This window comes from Nostoc sp. (assembly GCF_036917635.1).
Lineage (GTDB): Bacteria > Cyanobacteriota > Cyanobacteriia > Cyanobacteriales > Nostocaceae > Nostoc.
Genome location: NZ_JBALCW010000012.1, coordinates 89164 through 110647 on the forward strand (window position 1 = coordinate 89164; position 21484 = coordinate 110647).

Below are 21484 nucleotides of genomic sequence, written 5' to 3' on the forward strand. Positions count from 1 at the left end.
CTCAAGATAAATCTAAACTCGCAATCTCCCTTCCCTAATAGAATAGGAAAGGGAGATTGAGTTTGCTCTTTTTACGAAGCAGAAGAATTAGGGATAGGAAGGGATAAGTTCGTTAACCGTTGGAAAGTATTTCAACTAATGATTGGTTAATACATGGATTGCTCCACCTACAGCCGCACCATCAACAGCATTGCTAAGGGTACGCTTGCGATCGCCAGTAATTATACCAGTCAATGTACTAGCGCCTGCACCCACTCCGACATCTTGACCAAGATTCCGATGATGACGATTGCGACGCTTTCTCAGACCATTTGCACCATTAACGGCTGCGCCAGTCACACCACCCCTAACAGCATTTTTTACTACATTACCATGTCCCATAACTGCTCCGGTGACTACATTGGTAACAGCGCCAATACCTGCATCTCTTAGTACTTGGTCATCAGCAGCAGCCGGTTTTGCGGGAACTAAGGTGACACCAGCTAAACTTGCAGCCATCAGGCTGGGTAGAAGTGTGCGTCTTAGGATATTATTCATTGTGTTACCTTCTCAAAACATCAAACAATTGGATAAATCTAAAGTTACTGGAGTCAGAGAAAATCATATTTTTTCAATTGGACAACAGCAACTATCTATTGTTTGAGGACATATACATAATCGCATTTATAAAGTGATAACTGCATCCACTGAAAGCATGAATATAAATTAAGTCTTCAGAAGGGCTTGCTGATTTATTAGGCGATACTAGAGATTACACATTGACAAAATAAGCTAAAGATGCAGTGTAAATTTTTAGGGATGAAAGTTTGATTTTTTCAGTACTAGCCAGCGATTTCTGATGATAAATCGCGTACTGTTTACCCTATCTATCTAAAGATAGTTGACAAAATAACTAACTAACTAATCGGGGTTAATATTTAATTCTCTTAGTTTAGCAGGCAAGCATTGCGTAGGCGTAGCCCGTCGTAGACATCGCGCTTCTGCTTGCTGCGATCGCTCCGCTCCCATCCTGTTTGTAGCGAATTACCCTGATTATTCCACCAGCGCAACCAGGTCATGGAAACCTCCTAGATGTAGGGAGTAATAAGTAATATGGCATTTTTTATAGTTAGTTGCGATGGTGCGATCGCCTCAGCTAAATACAATAGATTGAATTTCTATAGGGGGTTGAATCTCTATTTCAACTTGAGCCTCGATAATTGACGTGTAAATTGGAATATCAACTTGTATGGCTTCAAAGCTAACAACTAGAGAGTATGGAACACTAGCTTCTGGGTCATTGTTCCACCCTTCATGTCCAACAACTGCAATAGAAAATGCTTCTGTGAGTTCAAATGAATCTAGAATAGCCCAATCTTTTTGAAGGGTTCCTGCACTTCTGGATACATCTTTAATTATTCCGTGATTATTTTGTTTTCCTAGCATCCATTTAAAAATACCCTCTCCCTTTTCAGCATCCTCTGGAGCATCATACTCTTTCAAAATCCTTTTCAGAAAGCGTTCTGGATCTTCTCCTTTTTTACTACATTCCCAATCCAGCCAAGTTGAAAGATATTTTCGGCGATTTCTACGGGTTCGACGTGGTTGGGCTTTGTACGATAAAGTAACCTCCAGAAGAATTTTAAATGACTCTCCTTGAGAACGTAATTTTTCTGGTAGTTTTACTTGGTAAACATGAGCTTGTTTAGCTACAATACGGCGCTCTCCTGTTGTCATCAAAGTGATTCTATTGGGAGCATTACCCAAAGCACGATCAATATTGGGAAGACCATAACCAATTTGACGAAGAACGTGCAATTTTTGAACATCATCTGCCATTGTCCATTCAGGCCACCTTGCTGATTGCACTACTAATGCACGGTAAAGAAGGCAATTCTCATTGGGTAAATCAGCAGCTAGACGTGCAGCAATATGGCTTACTTTTGGTACTGCAAATGATGTTCCTACATTGTCAGCAGCAAGTGCAAGCCCACCATTCAATGTTGAACGCACTAATTCAGGACAAACATTTTGAGGATATGTAATGTTAGGTGGTGTACCTTCGTCCATAACAAAATCCCCACCATATTCAACTACTTCTGGCTTAATTGTCTTCCAAATTCCCAATCCAGAGCATGAAAAGGCTGAAGGCTTATCCTTCTGTGAGATAGAAGAATAGGGAAATTGATGGTAATAACTTAGAGCAATTGAACCAACTGTTAAAGCTTGAAAGCTTTGTGCAGGGTTAGCAATTCTACATGAATCCTCTAATAGATAATCTGGATATGGTCGATTAGCTGCCAGATGTTCTTTCACAGATAATCTTGTATAGCCTATTTTCCCGCCTTCGGAAGGTAAATTCCCAACTGCGACAATAAACAGGATATCCTTTGTCCATGTCAGATTATCAATTGTTGCTGCCCAAGAACTCATATACTGGGTTCGGCAGGGAACAGACCCAGCAATACAATGATTAAAAATTCTTGTTTTTGTTTGGTCGTAGTAAATTTTTACAATTTCACATAGAAAAATTGGGGGAAATAGCTGTTTAGGCAGTTCGCAGTTAGCATCTAGAACTCTTGCATTTTGAATCCAGCAAATAGATTTTTCCTTGCCACTGCGGGGTATAGTCCTGGGGTAAAGAACCGCACCAGCTACTCTAGTTCCATGTCCACCGTTGCGATAATAGTCAGCAGCTGTATGAGTTTCTCCTGGAACCCAAGACCTTGAACTTTGTGAATCAATCGCTGCTTTTAAAAGAAAATGACTTTCTTGAATACCACTATCAATAACACATACATTAGGAGCATTTGATTCTGGTGGCTCTAGTTGAAAATCGATATTACCAACATCTGATAAAGTTTCAGACTTAACAAATTCAGTTATATCATCAGGTAAACTGACATCAAAAATATACGGAAAATTTAAAACTAAATCTTTTAATCCCTTACCAGAAATTTCAATTCTGCAAGAAAAGCTATCTGGTAGTTGAGCAGAATTAGGAATATGTCCATCAATAATATTGAAAATTTCTCCTTGATATCCTTGAACAAAATCTGTAAAATCATCTTCTCTTTCTGACTTTATATCATCCCATTGTTGGTATGTTGAATCACGTTTATTTATCCATTCCCTAACTCGTCTAGTATATCTTTCATCACTTTCGTTAGGCTTTTGTTCTGGATAATCAGAAAATTGAGACTTAGTGCCTATACAGGAAATTCCCACATCTACTATAAAAATGTTATCGTCAGTGATTTGTTCCCATTCATTAAGCAATTCTGGTGATAAAATGTATTCTGGTCTTCTAGTTCCATTCAAAATTTCCCATATTTCGGCAATTTTATTACCACCTCGTTCTGCTTTAATAAATTGTTCTATCTTTGTTTGTAGTTTACTAAGTTCTGGATCATTGGCAGAAGCCCCAATAATATATCCATGTTCTAATTCAGCAATGACCTCAATACCATACTTTCTCAGATCCTCTACATCGAAAGCAATAGGATCTATCTTTAAAATGATAGGTTTAGATTTTTCAGGAAGTGGTGGCTTTCCTTCTTGCTCACGTTTTTCTTGAGTATCTTGCCAATCAAAGATTAAGGATTCAACCGAACCTTTGAGTTTACTTCCATGTCCCTGGCGATTCCCCAGATTAACGACTGTGATGGAATTCTTTTTTCCTCCTCCTGTTGGTGGTACAGCGCTTCCTTGTTTTGTCAACCTAAGCGTAATATGCGGAAAACCCTGAGAACTTTCAACCATTTATTTATCCAGACACCAAAAATTAATACTAGGAAACTTTGATTTCTGCGATCGCTTCTTCTAAGTGTTCCTGAATCACTAGCTCCTCTCGCTCAAGGATTGCTCTTTTAGCTGCATCTTGTGCAACCCTCACAGCTTGAGCGGCAGAAAAATCTCTCATCTGCTCAATAATCCTTGGCCAGTTGATAGATCCCACTTCAATTGCAGATAGTGTTTCCTTTAGTATAAATTCTAGCTCTTGTTCTCCGGGTTTGGGTACTGCAATCAAATCATCAAATCTTCTCCAAAGGGCAGTATCTAGAGATTTATTTAGGTTTGTAGCTGCTACTAAAAGCCCAGAAGACGGTTGATACTCATCCAAAATTTGAAGAAATGTATTGACTACTCGCTTAATTTCTCCTACTTCTTGAGAGTCTTCTCGTGTCTTAGCAATTGAGTCACATTCATCAAGAAACAATAAGCAGGGATTTTTTGAAGCATCCTCAAATACAAGTCTCAAATTGCTCGCAGTTTCCCCTAAAAAAGACGACACCATTGCATCAAACCGAACTTTCAGGAGTGGTAAACCTGTATTCCAAGCTAAACGTTCTGCTCCTAGCGTCTTTCCACAGCCAGGAGGCCCATATAGAAGAATTTTTTGTCTGTAACGCAATCCATGATGAGCAAGCCTATCTCTTGCCGCATATTCACGTTCAATTCGGCAGAAACGTTTCTCAATATTTATTGGCAACACCATGTGATGCCGCAAATGATCCCTTGGTATGATAGTTACTAAGGGAAGATTAAATCGCTTGCTAGTTGGTAATTCAGTTAATGTCTGTAAGTTTTCTGATAATGAAGAAGCAGGTTTGCTGATGTTAGTAGGCTTCTCTTTCTGGCTTTTTTTAGTGATATTCTCTAACTGGTCAGCTAAGAGAGTATGTCCCTTACTGCGTTCTTCCTCAATCACTAGGTATGTAAGCTTATCAATCGCGTCTTGATCTGAACCAGCGATCGCTCTAAAAAATCTCTTGAGAAGCTCTGCTTTCATACTGCCTCTCAGTATAAATAGTAATTTATGATTGATATAGTACTATAGTACTATATTGTATAGTGCATTAAAAATTATAACGCGATCACCTTGTCCCTGATCATTATATTAAGTTATGTAAATGAAAAATCATGCTTGTGCTTAGGAATTTAACATATCTAACCATAAGGGATTGCTTTCAAGTCTATATCATCTTCCCCTTCAATCAATAACAAAGTCATCATATCTCCCTCAACAAATCCTGTTAATCTGAAATCAGACATAGCTTTTAGTTCCTCCATAGAAACTTTCTCAGAATAGTATTTAAATATCATTTGAATAGCTTTATTTTTATCTAGGTAATACTGATAGCTACTATCCTTTTGCATTAAATGTTCTACTATTTTTGTAATCCGAGCTAGAAGTTCTTCTTTCTCCCTCGAAAGTTCCTGCATAATTTTCCCTCGTTCATCAACTAATTACGCAAATTATAAACAATCCTCCTCTGCGCTCCTCTGCATTTCAAAAATAAAAAAGGCGGGCAAGATGCCCACCCCACATAAATTAGAAATTATTCTGTTGCTATTAACCCAACAATTGTTTAGCTTTAGCTAATACATTATCAACGCTAAAGCCAAACTTCTCTAAACAAACACCACCTGGAGCCGAAGCACCAAAGCGATCGATACTAAGGCAATCGCCTTCAGTACCCACATATTTGTGCCAGCCGAAACTGCTAGCAGCTTCTACAGATAAACGCTTGGTGACAGCTTTCGGCAAAATGGACTCTCTATAAGCCGCATCCTGTGCTTCAAACAGTTCCCATGAAGGTAGCGAGACGACACGAACTTTCTTACCTTCAGCCTTGAGTTTTTCGGCTGCGCCGACGGCGAGGCTCAATTCTGAACCAGTACCAATCAGGATGATATCAGGTGTCCCTTCGCTATCAACTACGGTGTATCCACCCTTCGCTACGCCCTCAATTGATGTACCTGCCAAGTTGGGAACGTTTTGACGGGTGAACGCCAATAGAGATGGAGCGTTTTGCTTCGACTTTTCTATCGCTACTTTATAAGCGCCAGAGGTTTCGTTACCGTCTGCGGGACGAAACACTAATAAATTAGGAATAGCTCGTAAGGAAGCTAGAGTTTCAATGGGTTGGTGTGTGGGGCCATCTTCACCTTGTCCAATGGAATCGTGAGTCATCACCCAAATCGAGCCAGCTTGAGAAAGGGCGGATAAACGGATGGCAGCACGCATATAATCTGTGAAGATCAAGAAGGTAGCACCATAAGGGATTAATCCTGAAGTGTGCAACGCTATACCATTACAGATTGCGCCCATTGCATGTTCGCGCACACCAAAGTGGATGTTGGGGTTTTCGTAGTTCCCTTTTTGGAAGTCGCCTTTGCCTTTGATTTCGGTCAAGTTGGAGTGGGTTAAGTCAGCCGAACCACCAATCAATTCAGGTAAAACTGTCGCTAGTTTGTTGAGGCAGTTTTCTGAGTGTTTGCGGGTGGGCAATCCTTTGTCTTCGGGGGTGTAGGTGGGTAGTACCTTATCCCAACCGTCGGCTAGCTTGCCGCTTAGGTAACGTTCAAATTCAGCCGCTTCTTGGCCATACTTAGCTTTGTAGTCGGCAAAGGTCTTGTTCCATTCGTCTTCGTAGCCTGCACCGCGCTCAACTGCTTTGCGTGTGTGGTTGAGGGCGTCTTGTGGAACATCAAAAGGCTCGTATTCCCAACCCAAATTTTTCCGAGTCAAGGCAATTTCGTCGCCACCCAAAGCAGCACCGTGAATACCAGCAGTGTTTTGTTTGTTGGGAGAACCATAACCAATGGTGGTTGTCACCTTAATCATTGATGGTTTATCGGTGACAGATTTAGCTTCTTCAATTGCTTTGCCGATCGCTTCTAAATCGGTATTACCATCTTTAACATGCAAAACGTGCCAGCCGTAAGCTTCAAAGCGCTTGGAAACATCTTCGGTGAATGCCACATCTGTGGAACCGTCGATGGAAATGTGGTTGTCGTCGTACAGAGCGATGAGTTTGCCTAATCCCAAGTGTCCTGCAAAAGAACAAGCTTCACCAGAAATTCCTTCCATATTGCAACCGTCACCCACAATTACGTAGGTGTAATGGTCAACAATCTTGGCATCGGGTTTGTTATATTTAGCGGCAAGGTGCGCTTCAGCGATCGCTAAACCGACTCCATTGGCAATTCCTTGACCCAAGGGGCCAGTTGTGACTTCCACGCCTGGGGTCATGAAGTTTTCGGGGTGTCCAGGGGTTTTAGATTCCCATTGACGGAATTGTTTGATATCTTCAATGGTGACGCTATCGTAGCCTGTCAGATACAGCAGGGCGTACAGCAGCATTGAGCCATGACCGGCTGATAAGACAAAGCGATCGCGGTTAAACCATTTGGGATTCTTGGGATTAAACTTCATAAAGCGATCCCAGAGGACAAAAGCCATCGGAGCCGCGCCCATTGGTAATCCTGGGTGTCCCGATTTGGCTTTTTCTACGGCATCAACAGCCAAGAAGCGGATCGAGTTAATACAAAGTTCTTCGACGGACAGTTCTTTGGCGGATTGGGTTGCAACAGTCATAATCTCTTGTTTTTAACGACGGGTTAGCACTCTTCGTAGCTTCTCTTACTGGGGTTATTTTAGATTCCCCACAGTATCCTCATCATCCCACTCCCGCTTGTTGATGGACAAGCGGGATCTCCTGAGTTTCTGGTGATAAATCAAGCTGATAATTGGGTCATGCTGAACGCTTAAGTTATATCGGAATGATATCTATGATACTTTGGGCATGGAGCATGGGGCATGGGGCATTGGGCATGGGGCATTGGTTATTAATTATTGTCCCTCACTCCCTCACTTCCTCATCTTCCCCTTGCTCCCTGCTCCCTGCCGAATTTTAGACGTATTTCTTAAAGGCCAGCGTGACATTATGACCGCCAAATCCAAAAGAATTGGATATTGCCACCTCGACTTTTTGAGCGCGGCTATAGTTAGGCACGTAATCTAAGTCACACTCTGGATCGGGATTTTCGAGATTTATTGTCGGTGGAATTTGGTCATTAGCGATCGCCAGTACTGTTGCGACTGCTTCAATACCTCCAGAACCGCCCAATAAATGACCTGTCATTGATTTAGTGGAGCTAATTGCCACCTTATAGGCATGTTCTCCCAAAGCTTTTTTGATGGCTGAGGTTTCAGTTGAATCATTAGCTGGGGTACTAGTGCCGTGAGCATTAATATAGCTAATCTGTTGGGGGGTTATGTTGGCATCTTTGAGCGCTAGTTCTATTGCTCTAGCGGCTCCGAGTCCACCAGGGACGGGGGAAGTGATATGGTAAGCGTCACAGGTCATACCATAGCCGATCATTTCGGCATAAATGTGAGCGCCACGAGTGAGGGCGTGTTGCAGTTCTTCGAGAATTAAAATTCCTGAGCCTTCACCCAGGACAAATCCATCGCGATCGCGATCAAAGGGACGGCAAGCTTTATGCGGATCGTCATTGCGAAAAGATAGGGCTTTGCAAGCGGCAAACCCAGCCATCGATAATGGTGTCACAGCTGCCTCTGTTCCGCCGCAAATCATCGCCTGGGCATATCCCCCTTGAATTAAGCGAAAAGCATCGCCTACAGCGTTAGAGCCAGCAGCGCAGGCAGTTACTGGGCAGGAATTTGGCCCTTTAGCACCCGTGTGAATTGCCGTTAATCCTGCTGCCATATTGGCGATCATCATCGGTATCATGAATGGACTACAGCGATCTGGCCCACGGTTGAGGTAGATAGTTTGCTGGTCTTCTAATACCTTAATGCCGCCAATGCCAGAACCGATCATGACACCTACCTGTTCGGCATTCAGTTCATTTATAACTAACTGCGCGTTAGCTAGAGCCTGTTTTGCTGCCGAAACCCCAAATTGGGCAAATCGATCCATGCGCTTGGCATCTTTGCGCTCCAAGTAATCATGTGGATCGAAGTTTTTTACTTCACCAGCAATGCGGCAATCATGGCGAGACGCATCAAAAAATGTGATGCGGTCAATGCCATTACGTCCACTCAATAATCCATCCCAATATTCTGTTGCTGTGTTACCGATAGGTGTAATCGCGCCAACACCAGTTACAACAACGCGTTTACGTATATAATCTGTCATGATTCAGTTAAAGGTGGCGAAAAAGCAGCAGGCATTAAACAGTGCTGAGTTGTGAGTCTGAGTTCTGAGTTTTGGAAGCACCTAAAGATGGAGAAAACTCCGAACTTTTGCCTCCTAAAACTCTAACTCCTAAACTTTTAACTGTTCAGCACCCAGTCAAAAGTCAAAGCGGTGGTTTTTGCCTAGATGCCCACAGGGGCCAGACATAGCCATCTAAACTTCAAAGACTCAAAACTTCTTTAAGCTGATGCGGTAACTTTGTTATTGATGTAATCTACTGCGTCTTGAACCGTTAAAATCTGCTCGGCAGCTTCGTCGGGAATTTCGATATCAAATTCTTCTTCCAAGGCCATCACCAGTTCAACGGTATCTAGGGAATCAGCGTTGAGATCGTCCATAAACTTCGACTGGGGTGTGATTGTGGCAGGGTCGGAAACACTCAATTGTTCGGTGACGATTTTCTTGACCTTTTCAAAAAGTTCAGCTTGGCTCATAAATAATAAAAGTCCTTAACCAGTTGCTAGGTTCTGCTCTTTACGGAAAACATTGTTTTGAGCATATACATCTTATCGTCAAGCGCGATCGCCCGTATACTACCAAGGCTTTTTCTGTTAGAAAATCCCTCCCGTTCCTCAAAAAAATCGGGTAAGTTTTCTTAAAATTGGGTATAGGAGCGGACTATGCCATTGCCAACAGCATGTAAATGTTTCGATTGTCCAATTATTACTAACTTTTTTTACAATGTCTCGCTCAGTATTTAAAGCCTTGCTAGCAATCAGAATATATAGACGCTGCGGCTTTGAACCTAGACGGTTAAAGAGACGGTGGTCAAATATCAGAACTTAGGTGCTAACAAGGAATAGTAAAACAGTTATTGTTTTAGAGCGATCGCTCTAACCCAAACATACCTCTATGCTATCTCAGACACTTAAATACGCTTACTTCCCCGGTTGTGTTGCCCAAGGGGCCTGTCGGGAACTTTACCAATCAACTCAAGCGCTTACCCAAGCACTGGGTATTGAACTGGTTGAACTTAAAAAAGCTGCCTGCTGCGGTTCTGGCACATTTAAAGAAGATTCTCAACTGCTAGAAGATACAGTCAACGCCAGAAATATTGCCCTAGCAGAAGAATTAAATTTGCCATTACTTACCCATTGCAGCACTTGTCAGGGTGTTATGGGTCATGTGAATGAACACCTGAAAGAATGTCAGACAAACGATCCTGCGTACATTCAACAGGTTAATGGCTTACTGGATAAAGAAGGCTGTTCACCTTATCGCGGCACTACCGACGTTAAACATCTTCTCTACGCCTTGGTAACAGATTACGGTTTAGAGGAAATTACCAAACGTGTCACCCGGAAGTTAACTGGATTAAAATGTGCGGCTTTTTATGGCTGTTATCTCCTCCGCGCCCAAAAATCTATGCCCTATGACGACCCCTTCCAACCGGAAGCGATGGAAAATATGTTTCGGGCGGTGGGTGCAACACCAATTTATTACCGAGGCCGGACACAATGTTGTGGTTGGCCCCTTGCTAGTTATGCTACTACCCAATCTTTCAAGATGGCGGGGATGCATATTCAGGACGCTTTGACATCTGGTGCTGACTGTATAGTTACACCTTGTCCACTGTGCCACTTAAATTTAGATTCGCGTCAGCCAGAAGTGGAAAAGGTGATTGAGCAAAAGTTAGGTTTACCAGTGTTGCATTTACCCCAATTGATTGCTTTGGCACTTGGGGTTAGCCCAAAAGAACTGGGTTTAGAACGTCACGTTGTTTCTACCAAGCCAGTATTAAATAAATTAGGATTTTAGTATGTAGATACACCTTAGCAAAGCGGCACAAAGTGCAACTATCGCTTGGTGGCGCACCATTGAAAATAGCAAAAGAGTATATACGATCTCAAGAAAGTCCAAAAAGCTACTACTATTAAAAACTCAACTTCCCTATCACTTCTTTTACCTAGGGGAAAAATCAGTAATCGGGCGTTTTGTTTTTGACTCGCTTATATCTCCACCTTGCCTGCGCTGAGGATGGGGATGTAAACGATAGTGTTAAATGCGAGGATTAATTGACTGAGATTGATTTGACTTCAATTTGCGATCGCCCATTAGTGTGATGCGCCAGAGCGGCCATTCCATGTTCTTGGGCTCGCAGTTCTTGATCGGATATTTCTGGCTCCTTAATATAGACCGAACTCACTAAGATATTCAAGACTCCACTTTCTTCAGCCTGACGGACAGCACGATGCGTAATCAATTCACCCACATTCAAAATCACATTGTCTTGTGGATCGAGAATGACGCGGGTAACTGGACGACCCAGTGCTTGTTCAATTCGTTGCTTCTTCAACGCCCGTGTGCTGCGTCCTTGTAACTTTTCTGCCTGATCTTTCAAAGCTTGCCAGAAAGTGTTGAGGTTCTTTTGAGCAACGCTTGCTTGATCGCGCAGTTGAACTTTGGTTTCTAACCATGTGTCACTTGCGCTAGAACTAACTGCACTTACCACAGCCAGACCAGCAGCATTTAGTAATTCTGCTTCTTTACGGTAAGTTTGGGCCCGAACAAGGACGGATTCAGTTACAATTTGCCCAGATGCTGCAATAATTAAGCCATCGTCAGCCCGCACTGTTTGCAGAACTCTCCGCCCTTTTGCCTGCTGGATGGCCACATATTCTGTCAGCCCATCAACCGATTTACGCAAGTTAGCACTAACGCTGTGAGTTGCGCTCTGAATTTGATTACTACTAGATTCTGTTGCTGCTTTCAAATTGCGGCTAATGTTTGCAGTCAAACTACCACCCGTAGCTCGATAGAGTTCATCGAGGATACTCAGGCGATCGGCCGCTTCTGCATTGACTAGTGTCACTTTCTGCCCCTGTAGTAGCAGTACACTACCGTCTGGAGTCAGCACATCCCACTCAACATGCTTGCCAATCACGTATATTTTTTGCTCCGCAGGGTCAACCAGATTGTTTGTCAGGGAGGCAGATGCATCTCGATTCAGGTCTTGTAGTTTGCTGCTAGTTGCATCAGTTGCAGCTTGCAGTTGCTCACCTGCATTATCGCTTACTGACTGTAGCCTGCGGTTTACATTCTCTACTGAGCTTTGCAGATGCTCACCTGCCGACTGGCTGGCTTTTTGTAGTCTGTGGTTAGCCATTTGGGCCGATTCTTGCAAGCTATCTTCAGTTGCTTGGACGGCTCCCCGGATACCACCGACCTGTTCTTCCATCATTTGAGCAGTTTGTGGAGGCACAAAGGCAACATCGTAACCAATTGTCAGCGTTTCGGGAGCGGGAACGAACGATCGCCCCGAATAAGCATCGGCAAATACACCGCCAGAAACTTCGTATCCTTCCACCAGTCCACTATGTTCATCGAAGAACAAATCAACTAGTCCACCAAGGTCGAGTCCCTCAGTGGTCAGAATTCTCGTTCCTTTCAGGATCATATTCTGGTGCAGAATCTCTTTAATTGCAGCTACGCGATGTGCCTTAACAACAGATTTTTTCGAGTTAACGACGATCGCATCTAACCCGATCGCTTGCACTTCTTCTAAGGGAATGACTTTTGCATCCCGAAACAGTCCCTTTTCTTCAACCAGGAAACCCAAAAGTTGATTATGTTTTTGATCAAAAATTAAATCTATAATTCGCTCAATTTTTTTACCATTGTCGTATGTGACGACTACTTTATCGATAACATCACTACCTTTACGCATTTATTTATTCCTGATAGTTTTTATTTATTTGGTTGTCCAGTAACTTGTTCGTTGGTTGGCTGAATTTTTAGTTGAAAATACCGTCCCTCTCTGCCAAAACCGGGGACAATATCAATAACGCCAAAGTATTCGAGAAATATCCCAAAGATAGCGACAAGGGTGATGAGAACGGTGATGTTTGCTCCAGTATTAGAGCGCTGTCCTACAAGCCTGGGCATTTTTTACCTCTTAATTTCTTGTTTTTTATCATGAAGCTTGCTATAAGAATCATACAACTTTGTTTATATCATTATTAGTTGTCCGTACACATATACCTTTCGGAATATGCGATTTACCAGTTTATTCTTAAAAAAGATATTTCCAAAAGTACATGTATTTGCTATCTATTACCAAAATTCTTTTGAGAAATAAATGATTTTTATAGATAGCTTTAATAATATTTTAACTATAATAGATTAAGGATAATTTTAGTTAATATGTTTTGTAAATTATAGGAATCAGGTTAGGGACTGAGCTAGTAAAAATTGGTTCTTCTCCTGATGCTAAAGCTTATAAAGTCATTAATTTTTGCGATTTAGAAACGAAAACTTAGTTTCGCTTAGTCACCAATTTACCTGCTGTTAGAATTACACCAGTTTCTGATAATGAAATTAGAGGATGTTTGAAAAGTCGTCCAGCGTCTGTTTCACTACCCTGGCTAGCGAGAAACTGCTACGAAAAAATCGGAGTTTTAGGATTTGAGATCGCGCCCATGAGTCGCACTTGAGGCTCAAATGGGATGATATCAGAGGTAAAAGAGAGAATTTTTGATTATTTATTTACAACTAAGGGACTTCCAAATAAAAAAAGACTCAACTACTTATTGTGGGGTGCGCGTCTCACCCGCCCTTGTATATGGGCGGGCAAGATGCCCACCCTACAAGATTGGGTAATTTATTTGTTGGAAGTCCCTAAAGGAGTTGGTCAAGGTACAGGATTAGGATTAGCGATCGCTCGTCAAATTGTGGTAGAAAAAGACGGTGGTCAAATTGTTGTGGAGTCTGAAGTCGGTGCAGGTACCAATTTGCGATCGCCATTCCTATTTAGAATTTACAAAACCCTTTGGTAGGGAATTGTGAATTCCCCATTCCCAAATTTTATTGATTAATCATTGCTATTTTTAGATTGACGTTGCAATTGTTTTAGCGATTGATACATATCTGGCAGGCGACCATAAACAGCACATACCTTGAGATATAATTTGTAAGGAAGGGCTGGAGTTCCGCAGACAACTTCTCCTGGTGCAACATCGCTGTGAATTCCAGTTTGAGCAGATGTCATTGCCCCATCTCCGATTTTCACTTGATTGGTTATTCCTGTTTGTCCAGCTAAAATAACACGATTTCCCAGTTTAACACCTCCCGCCATGCCAACCTGACCTGCGATGGCACAGCCCGCACCAATTTGGCAACCGTGACCTATTTGCACTAAATTATCAATTACTGTATTGCTACCTACCCGTGTTTCTCCGACGGCTGGGCGGTCAATGGCACTGTTGCAGCCAACTTCCACGCCATCTTCTAAGACTGTATAGCCAGATTGTTCCATTTTAAGCCAACCAGTCCGGGTAGGAACAAAACCAAAGCCTTCTGCGCCGATGACAGCACCACTGTGAATCACACAATCTGCACCGATGCGGGTGCGTTCGTGGATGGTACAGTTAGCGTGTAAGGTGGTGCGATCGCCTATTTTGGCATCTGGATAAATCACCACATTGGGATGGATAATTGCGCCATCGCCAATTTCCACCCCTTGCTGAATCACAGCATGGGGGCCAATGTAAACATCATTACCAACTTTTGCCGTAGAGTGAATCACAGCAGTAGGATGAATTTCTCTTATGGGGCGATATGGTTGGTAAAAAAGTGCGATCGCTTTGGCAAACAACAATCGCGGATCTGGGGTTGCTAGCCAGACAATACCCCTCTCTTGTGCAAGCACCTGTAATTTTTCATCCTGGGGCAAAATTAAAGCACTAGCATTGGTCTTACCAACAAAAGACCCAAATTTTGCCCCTTCTACGTAGCTGAGAGTACCGTTGCTAGCTTCATCAATAGCTGCTACCCCTGTAATCTCTGGGTCATGGTCTGGGTTGCTAGTCAGGCTATGATTGGTAGCGGCATCACCAAATTGGCACAGGATTTCGCTGAATTTCATTGTTGGGTGTGTTCAAAATTGATCTACAAAGGATGGTAGCTTTATTTTTGCCAGTTTGTACTAGCTAGATAATTAATAAACCTATAGCGAAAATACTTGAACCGCCAGGGACTCAAGTCCCTGGCTAATAGCAAAAGTCCGTTGAAACGGACTACAACTACTGTCATTAGTCGGTTGAAACTGACTTTAGCTATTAGCCCAAAAATTTATTTTTGGGCAGGTGTTTGACTTTGGTAAGAGGTTAAGTAAGGTACTTCCAAATAAAAAAATACTCAACTATTTCTTGTGGGGTGGGCATCTTGCCCGCTCGCCCATTGCCAAAGGCAAGCAAGATGCCCACCCTACAAGATTGGATAATTTATTTTTTGGAAATCCCTAATTAAGATAGAGATGATTCCTCTTCCAGAAAGTTCGAGGTTTGGAAATGATTAATAATATACAAGAATTAAGAGAGCGCTTGTTTACTAGTGGAATAGTAAAAGATGAGCAAGAGCTACAAGGATGTACCCCAGAAGAAATTGCATACATTGAGAGTAAATATGGAGTTTTACCAAGGACTTATAGGGAAATCTTAGGCTTACTTGGGCATAGCGCTGGAAAGCTTGTTAGAGGATTGGAATTTGAGTTTTACTTCGATCAACTTCTCAAAATGAATGAGTGGCAGCAAGAGGTTATCCTTGAGTCAATTGCTGAGGGAGAAGAATGTACACGCTTACCTGAAAATGCTTTCTGTATCTGTGCTTTACATGGATATCCGTGGTTTATTATTGCCGATGGACAAGATGACTGTTATGTTTATTTTTTAGGTGACGATGACATAATCAAAGAGTCAAGTAAATCTGTGATGGATTGGATAGAGGGATTTATAGAACAAGTTGAATATTTGATAAAAAGAGGATTAAAATAAAATTTAAATTTTATCTTTTTGATAATAAATTTTAACGATAACCGTTATAATAAGTTAAAAAACATCTAATTTGCATAATCGAATTAAATATAATTATTGTGGGGTGGGCATCTTGCCCGCCTAGCTTATGCAATTCAAATGTGGAACAGCTTAGTCTGCTATATTAATTTTGATAAGTTCGTATTAAGGACTTTAATCCTTATTTTGTAAGCACTAAATTTCTTAATACGAACTCTCTGAAGCTGTCATAATCCCTATGCTGGTACTACTCGCTACTGGCCATTGCTACCCCTGCTAAATACCCAGTTGTCCAAGCACTTTGGAAGTTAAACCCACCAGTGACGCCATCAATATCTAAGATTTCTCCGGCAAAATAAAGACCAGGAACTAACCTACTTTCCATCGTCTTAAAGTTGACTTCTTTAAGATTGACACCGCCACAGGTAACAAATTCTTCTTTAAAGGCTCCTTTGCCACTGATTAAATATTGACCTTGACTAATTTCTTGTACCAGTTGATTTAAGGTTTTATTAGATATTTCTGCCCAACGGTCTTCTGTGGTAATGCCTGCACGGGCAATGATATATTGCCAGAGACGATGGGGTAAGTCAACGCCGCGATGTAATGCGATCGCTTTCTTTCCCCATTCATCTTTAACTGCTAAAACTTTTTCTCGCACAAGTTCATGTTGTAAATCAGGCAGCCAATTAATCAATAATGTGGCTTGATAGCGGCTTTGGTGCAGAACTCTCGCACCCCAAGCAGAAAGCTTCAAAACAGCCGGGCCACTCAAACCCCAGTGGGTAATTAGTAATGGGCCAGTTTGTTGTAATTGGGATTTTCCGCCCAGAGATAACCGCAATTGCACAGGGTTAACGCTAACTCCAGCTAAAGCCCGCAATTGAGGATCGGCAATGTTAAAGGTAAATAGAGAGGGTACTGGCGCTTCTATTTGATGACCTAACTCTTTGAGAATTTTATAACCTATAAGGCTGCTGCCGGTCGCAAGAAGTAGGCGATCGCATTTAATCGGATCTCCCGACTTCAAAAGAATATCAAACCCCCCATCTGTTGCGGTCACTGAAGTTACGTGTGTACCGATACGGAGTTTGACACCCGATGTCGCCACCCCTTTTATCAGACATTCCACAATGGTTTCTGAAGTATTGGTGACAGGAAACATCCGGCCATCCGCTTCAGTTTTTAGATAGACTCCACCAGCAGCAAACCAAGCTACTGTATCTTGAGGCCCAAACCGAGTCAAAGCCCCCCGCAAAGCTTTTGCACCTCTGGGGTAATTTTGCACCAACTCCTCAGGTAAAAAGCAAGCGTGAGTAACGTTGCAGCGCCCGCCACCAGAAATTAGCACTTTCGCTAGGGGTTGGCGACTGGCTTCGAGTAATGTAACTTGGGCATCAGGATTGGCTTTAGCACAAGCGATCGCGCCAAAAAATCCTGCTGCCCCACCCCCAATAACTACGATTCGTAACGGTAGCAAGTTCTAAAATTTCTCAATAGCACGTACTTTACTAGGCTAGCTGTTATCTTCACTCTTCAACTAGTTCAAATTGATCTTTTGTCGCACCGCAAACCGGACATACCCAATCATCTCCTATATCTTCAAAGGCTGTTCCCGTTTCTATACCGCTATCTGGATCGCCTACTTCTGGATCATATTCATAGCCGCAAACACTACATTTCTACTTTGCCATGTTCCTTTGGTTTAGTAAATTGTTGGCATTGCTTCCCGATTAAATACGCCACCAAGTCCTTTGGGCATAACTGATAATTGCCACAGCGATCGCCCCTAGTAGCAGTAGCCAAATTATTCCACCTGGAATAAAAGTAAGAATACCAAAACCTCTCAGTACCCAGACGGCTACACTAATGCCGAGAAGGATACCAAAAATCTGGATTAATCTACGATTTAAAGAAGATTGACTCACCTACTTTTCCTCTCAACTCAACAGAGATTACACTTGATATTGACAATAAAATATGAAGTTACGATGAAGTTGCAGTTTCATCAGAAATAACACGTAAAAATCAAGATATCCTATCCAAACGTTGGGGTAAGATACTTGATATTAAGTGGTGTTTGTGCAATTCTACCTGTTAAGAACTTAGTTTTTAATTTATAAATACGGCTATTATCAAGTTTACGTAAATATTAATTGTGTTAATTGTGATAAGAACTACAGTTTTTCCAGTAAGATAACTGAAAGAATAACCAAAAGTCGCCGTTTCTGGAAAGATAGGCATTACACTGGAACTAAAATTTAGTGGGTTGGATTTAAGTCAAGTTCTATGACTTGTAGTTTCAACTCCATTTAGGTGGATGAGTTGAGGAGTAACTAAAATCATGATATCTGCGTCTCATATCTCAGACTCAATTATTGCAGGTTCAGATATGGCTTGGAGTCAAGACAAGCAAAAGTTGCTGGTACAGGGGGAAATTTTAATAGAAACGCGATCGCACAAAACCTGGGGTGGCGCGGTAACAGCCTGGATGTATGTGCCGATGGTGCGATCGCAAGTCTGGCAGCAATTAACTGATTACCCCCGGTGGGTGCAATATTTTCCCGATATCACTAAAAGCGAGATATTACACAAAGGTGAAGTCAAACGCCTGTATCAAGCAGCACAAAAAGCCTTTTTCTTTTTCACAGCTCAAGTTGAAATTTACCTCAACGTTGTAGAAGTGCTAGGGCAACAAATCCAATTTCGCATGGAAAAAGGGACTTTTGAGGATTTTAACGCTCATTTAGAACTCAAGGATTGCGGTAACGGCACAATGCTTGCTTATACTGTGCAAGCTACACCTATTATTCCAATTCCATCAATTTTCATTCAACAAGCAATGAATTTAGAGTTACCTGCAAATATGCGTAAAATGCGACAAGTACTTTGTAAGGGACAAAATAATTCGTAATTCGGATATTGCTGAATCAAGGGATGATTCTTGTGGGGTGGGCATCCTGCCCGCCCGGAAATACAAGGAACGCTCATTTTGCCCATCCCACAAATATACAATGCCCCCTACAAAGCGCTGAATTAGCTGGTAAACACCTCAGCAGGTAAGCGACTAAAAGAAAGACGCTCATTTTGGACATCTACAAAGATGGTGCTGCCATCGGTGAATTCGCCGCGCAAGATGGCTTTGGCAATTTGAGTTTCTAACTCTCGCTGAATCGCCCGCTTCAGTGGACGCGCCCCATAAACGGGGTCATAGCCTACTTCGGCTAAAAAGTCAAGTGCAACATCCGAGAGCTTGAGGGATATTTTGCGCTCGCTCAATCTTTTCCGCAATCTCTCAACTTGCAATAGCACAATATGCCGCAATTCCTTCTTATCTAAACCGTGGAAGATGATGATTTCGTCAATCCGGTTCAGGAACTCTGGACGGAAGCTATTTCGCATTGCTTCCATGACTCGACGGCGCATTTCGTCGTAGTGGGCGTTATCTCCGGCGACATCAAGAATGTACTGCGAACCGATGTTGCTAGTCATAATGATAATAGCGTTCTTGAAGTCCACCTTATGACCTTGGGCATCAGTGACGCGACCATCATCGAGAATTTGCAAGAAGATATTAAATACATCGGGGTGTGCTTTCTCGATTTCGTCGAAAAGAATTACTGAATAAGGACGGCGACGAATCGCTTCTGTAAGTTGTCCGCCTTCTTCGTAACCCACGTATCCTGGAGGCGCACCGATTAAACGAGAAACGGCGTGTTTCTCCATATACTCCGACATATCGATTCGCACGAGGGCATCTTCGCTATCGAACATATACGCCGCCAGCGCTTTCGCCAACTCGGTTTTACCCACACCCGTAGGCCCAAGGAAAACAAAGCTAGCAATGGGACGATTGGGATCAGCAAGTCCAGCCCGCGATCGCTGAATTGCATCCGCTACAGCTGTGACTGCTTCTTCTTGTCCAACTACGCGACGGTGCAGTTCGTCTTCTAAATGCAGCAGTTTTTCTTTTTCCGATTCCACTAACTTGCTGATCGGAATTCCTGTCCATTTAGAAATAATTTCGGCAATATCAGCTTCGGTTACTTCTTCGCGTAATAGTGATTTACCACTTCTTTGGGCGTTTGCCAATTCAGCTTCTACTGCTTTCAATTGACGATCCAGGTCGTCTAATGTAGTATATTTTAACTTTGAACCAAGTGCGAGATTGAAACGAGGGTGATTGGGATTTTCTGCTTGCTGAATCTCTAAGTTGACCCGTTCAATCTCTTTTTTAACAGACTGAATTTTGTCAATGATATCTTTTTCAGACTGCCATTGAGTATTCAGGGTTCTTTGTTCTTCTTTGAGATCGGCAATTTCTTTTTCCAGTCTTTCTAAACGTTCACGAGAAGCTACATCGCTTTCTTTTTGCAGCGATAGCTTCTCCATTTCCAATTGCAGAATCTTCCGATCAATTTCGTCAAGTTCTTCTGGTTTGGAGGTAATCTCCATTTTTAATCTCGCGGCGGCTTCGTCTACCAAGTCAATTGCTTTATCAGGGAGGAAGCGATCGCTAATATATCGACTCGACAAGATTGCTGCTGCAACTAAAGCACTATCCGAAATCTTCACCCCGTGGTGGTTTTCATAACGTTCTCTCAACCCGCGCAAAATCGAAATACTATCTTCTACACTAGGCTGATCGACATAAACCTGCTGGAAGCGTCTTTCTAGTGCGGCATCTTTTTCGATATGTTTGCGGTATTCATCCAGAGTTGTCGCCCCAATACAGCGCAATTCGCCCCGCGCCAACATTGGTTTTAACAAGTTACCAGCATCCATCGCGCCTTGGGTTGCACCAGCGCCGACAACGGTGTGAATTTCATCAATAAATAAAACAATATTGCCGCCAGATTCAGTAACTTCTTTTAATACTGCTTTCAGGCGTTCTTCAAATTCACCCCGGAATTTTGCCCCTGCAATCAAAGCACCCATATCTAAAGAAATCAGCTTGCGGTCTTTGAGTGACTGGGGTACATCACCTGCGATAATGCGCTGTGCTAATCCTTCAGCGATCGCAGTTTTACCAACACCTGGTTCGCCAATTAGCACAGGGTTATTTTTAGTCCGGCGAGAGAGAATTTGCACAGTCCGACGAATTTCATCATCTCGCCCAATCACTGGATCGAGTTGACCTTTACGTGCAGCTTCTGTAAGGTCACGCCCGTATTTTTCCAGTGCTTCGTATTTGCCTTCTGGATTTTGGTCGGTCACTTTTTGGCTCCCCCGAATTTGTTTAATAATATTTTTTAGCTTGGCTTCGTCTAAACCAAACTCTTGGAATAAAGCTTTGCCAAAGCGGTCATCTTTACCGTAAGCCAGCAATAAGTGTTCAATTGAAATATATTCGTCTTGAAACTCTTTGCGATATCCGTCTGCTCGATCTAAAAGTGTATCCAAGCTGCGTCCTAAGTATACAGAACTGCTAGTACCAGATACTTTTGGCTGACGTTGGAAAAATTGTTCAGTGCGATCGCGCAGTTTTTGGAGGTTAACACCCGCCTTGGTGAGAATCCCAGTTGCTAGACCATCTTGTTCTAGCAGTGCTTTCATCAGGTGTTCGCTTTCAATTTGCTGTTGTTGATATTGTTTAACAATATCCTGACTATGGGCGATCGCTTCCCAGGCTTTTTCTGTAAATTGGTTAGGATTAGTAGGTTGCATAGGCTTTTTCAGTAACGTAAAGGTGTAGTGGCTTGTCGC

18 protein-coding genes and 2 pseudogenes are annotated in these 21484 nt (G+C 42.4%); 5 read left to right on the forward strand and 15 right to left on the reverse strand.

The window, feature by feature from the left end:
* Positions 1–135 precede the first annotated feature (135 nt).
* The 8 genes from V7K32_RS02920 to acpP all read right to left on the reverse strand — a co-directional run bounded on the left by V7K32_RS02920 (position 136) and on the right by acpP (position 9424).
* Positions 136–537 carry a hypothetical protein gene (locus V7K32_RS02920; RefSeq protein WP_334990180.1) on the reverse strand — a complete coding sequence of 134 codons (402 nt, stop codon included), beginning with the start codon at positions 535–537 and terminating at the stop codon, positions 136–138.
* Between the two features lie 389 nt (positions 538–926).
* Positions 927–1058 carry a hypothetical protein gene (locus V7K32_RS02925; RefSeq protein ID WP_334990182.1) on the reverse strand — a complete coding sequence of 44 codons (132 nt, stop codon included), beginning with the start codon at positions 1056–1058 and terminating at the stop codon, positions 927–929.
* A 73-nt stretch (positions 1059–1131) separates the two neighbouring features.
* Positions 1132–3741 (reverse strand): S8 family peptidase, encoded by a 2610-nt coding sequence (locus V7K32_RS02930; RefSeq protein ID WP_334990184.1) that lies wholly within the window; start codon positions 3739–3741, stop codon positions 1132–1134.
* 28 nt (positions 3742–3769) lie between these two features.
* Positions 3770–4771: an ATP-binding protein gene (locus V7K32_RS02935; RefSeq protein WP_334990186.1), complete on the reverse strand. Its 1002-nt coding sequence runs from the start codon at positions 4769–4771 to the stop codon at positions 3770–3772.
* Between the two features lie 158 nt (positions 4772–4929).
* Complete coding sequence (locus tag V7K32_RS02940) at positions 4930–5205, reverse strand: hypothetical protein (RefSeq protein WP_334990188.1); 276 nt, start codon at positions 5203–5205, stop codon at positions 4930–4932.
* Positions 5206–5335: 130 nt separating this feature from the next.
* Positions 5336–7363 carry a transketolase gene (gene tkt, locus V7K32_RS02945; RefSeq protein WP_334990190.1) on the reverse strand — a complete coding sequence of 676 codons (2028 nt, stop codon included), beginning with the start codon at positions 7361–7363 and terminating at the stop codon, positions 5336–5338.
* Between the two features lie 316 nt (positions 7364–7679).
* Positions 7680–8930, reverse strand: a complete 1251-nt coding sequence (gene fabF, locus V7K32_RS02950) for a beta-ketoacyl-ACP synthase II (RefSeq protein ID WP_334990192.1) — start codon at positions 8928–8930, stop codon at positions 7680–7682.
* A 239-nt stretch (positions 8931–9169) separates the two neighbouring features.
* The gene (gene acpP / locus V7K32_RS02955) at positions 9170–9424 is read right to left on the reverse strand and encodes an acyl carrier protein (protein WP_334882072.1); all 255 of its coding nucleotides are present in this window, start codon (positions 9422–9424) and stop codon (positions 9170–9172) included.
* A 418-nt stretch (positions 9425–9842) separates the two neighbouring features.
* On the opposite strand from acpP, the gene V7K32_RS02960 reads away from it, so the two are divergent.
* Complete coding sequence (locus V7K32_RS02960; RefSeq protein ID WP_334990194.1) at positions 9843–10748, forward strand: CoB--CoM heterodisulfide reductase iron-sulfur subunit B family protein; 906 nt, start codon at positions 9843–9845, stop codon at positions 10746–10748.
* A 253-nt stretch (positions 10749–11001) separates the two neighbouring features.
* Here V7K32_RS02960 and V7K32_RS02965 read toward each other — a convergent pair whose 3' ends face one another.
* A complete protein-coding gene (locus V7K32_RS02965; RefSeq protein WP_334990196.1) occupies positions 11002–12657 on the reverse strand; it encodes a PRC-barrel domain-containing protein in 1656 nt (551 codons plus the stop codon).
* A 20-nt stretch (positions 12658–12677) separates the two neighbouring features.
* Positions 12678–12875, reverse strand: a complete 198-nt coding sequence (locus V7K32_RS02970; protein ID WP_322648027.1) for a hypothetical protein — start codon at positions 12873–12875, stop codon at positions 12678–12680.
* A 296-nt stretch (positions 12876–13171) separates the two neighbouring features.
* On the opposite strand from V7K32_RS02970, the pseudogene V7K32_RS02975 reads away from it, so the two are divergent.
* Positions 13172–13312: pseudogene (locus V7K32_RS02975) on the forward strand (IS4 family transposase); the annotation flags it as partial.
* Between the two features lie 252 nt (positions 13313–13564).
* Positions 13565–13765: an ATP-binding protein gene (locus tag V7K32_RS02980; protein ID WP_334990198.1), complete on the forward strand. Its 201-nt coding sequence runs from the start codon at positions 13565–13567 to the stop codon at positions 13763–13765.
* 35 nt (positions 13766–13800) lie between these two features.
* Here the strand turns inward: V7K32_RS02980 and lpxD are convergent, their stop codons facing one another.
* Positions 13801–14853: a UDP-3-O-(3-hydroxymyristoyl)glucosamine N-acyltransferase gene (gene lpxD, locus V7K32_RS02985; RefSeq protein WP_334990200.1), complete on the reverse strand. Its 1053-nt coding sequence runs from the start codon at positions 14851–14853 to the stop codon at positions 13801–13803.
* A gap of 424 nt (positions 14854–15277) precedes the next feature.
* Here lpxD and V7K32_RS02990 point away from each other — a divergent pair, with 424 nt between their 5' ends.
* A complete protein-coding gene (locus V7K32_RS02990) occupies positions 15278–15760 on the forward strand; it encodes an SMI1/KNR4 family protein (RefSeq protein ID WP_334990202.1) in 483 nt (160 codons plus the stop codon).
* Between the two features lie 265 nt (positions 15761–16025).
* On the opposite strand, the gene V7K32_RS02995 is transcribed toward V7K32_RS02990, so the two are convergent.
* The 3 genes and pseudogenes from V7K32_RS02995 to V7K32_RS03005 form a co-directional block, all read right to left on the reverse strand.
* A complete protein-coding gene (locus V7K32_RS02995; protein WP_334990204.1) occupies positions 16026–17258 on the reverse strand; it encodes an NAD(P)/FAD-dependent oxidoreductase in 1233 nt (410 codons plus the stop codon).
* Positions 17259–17307: 49 nt separating this feature from the next.
* Positions 17308–17457, reverse strand: a pseudogene (locus tag V7K32_RS03000) (rubredoxin); the annotation flags it as partial.
* A gap of 54 nt (positions 17458–17511) precedes the next feature.
* Positions 17512–17706, reverse strand: a complete 195-nt coding sequence (locus V7K32_RS03005) for a hypothetical protein (protein WP_334990206.1) — start codon at positions 17704–17706, stop codon at positions 17512–17514.
* 419 nt (positions 17707–18125) lie between these two features.
* On the opposite strand from V7K32_RS03005, the gene V7K32_RS03010 reads away from it, so the two are divergent.
* Complete coding sequence (locus V7K32_RS03010; protein WP_334990400.1) at positions 18126–18692, forward strand: SRPBCC family protein; 567 nt, start codon at positions 18126–18128, stop codon at positions 18690–18692.
* Positions 18693–18814: 122 nt separating this feature from the next.
* Here V7K32_RS03010 and clpB read toward each other — a convergent pair whose 3' ends face one another.
* Positions 18815–21445, reverse strand: a complete 2631-nt coding sequence (clpB, locus tag V7K32_RS03015) for an ATP-dependent chaperone ClpB (protein ID WP_334990208.1) — start codon at positions 21443–21445, stop codon at positions 18815–18817.
* Between the last annotated feature and the right edge of the window lie 39 nt (positions 21446–21484).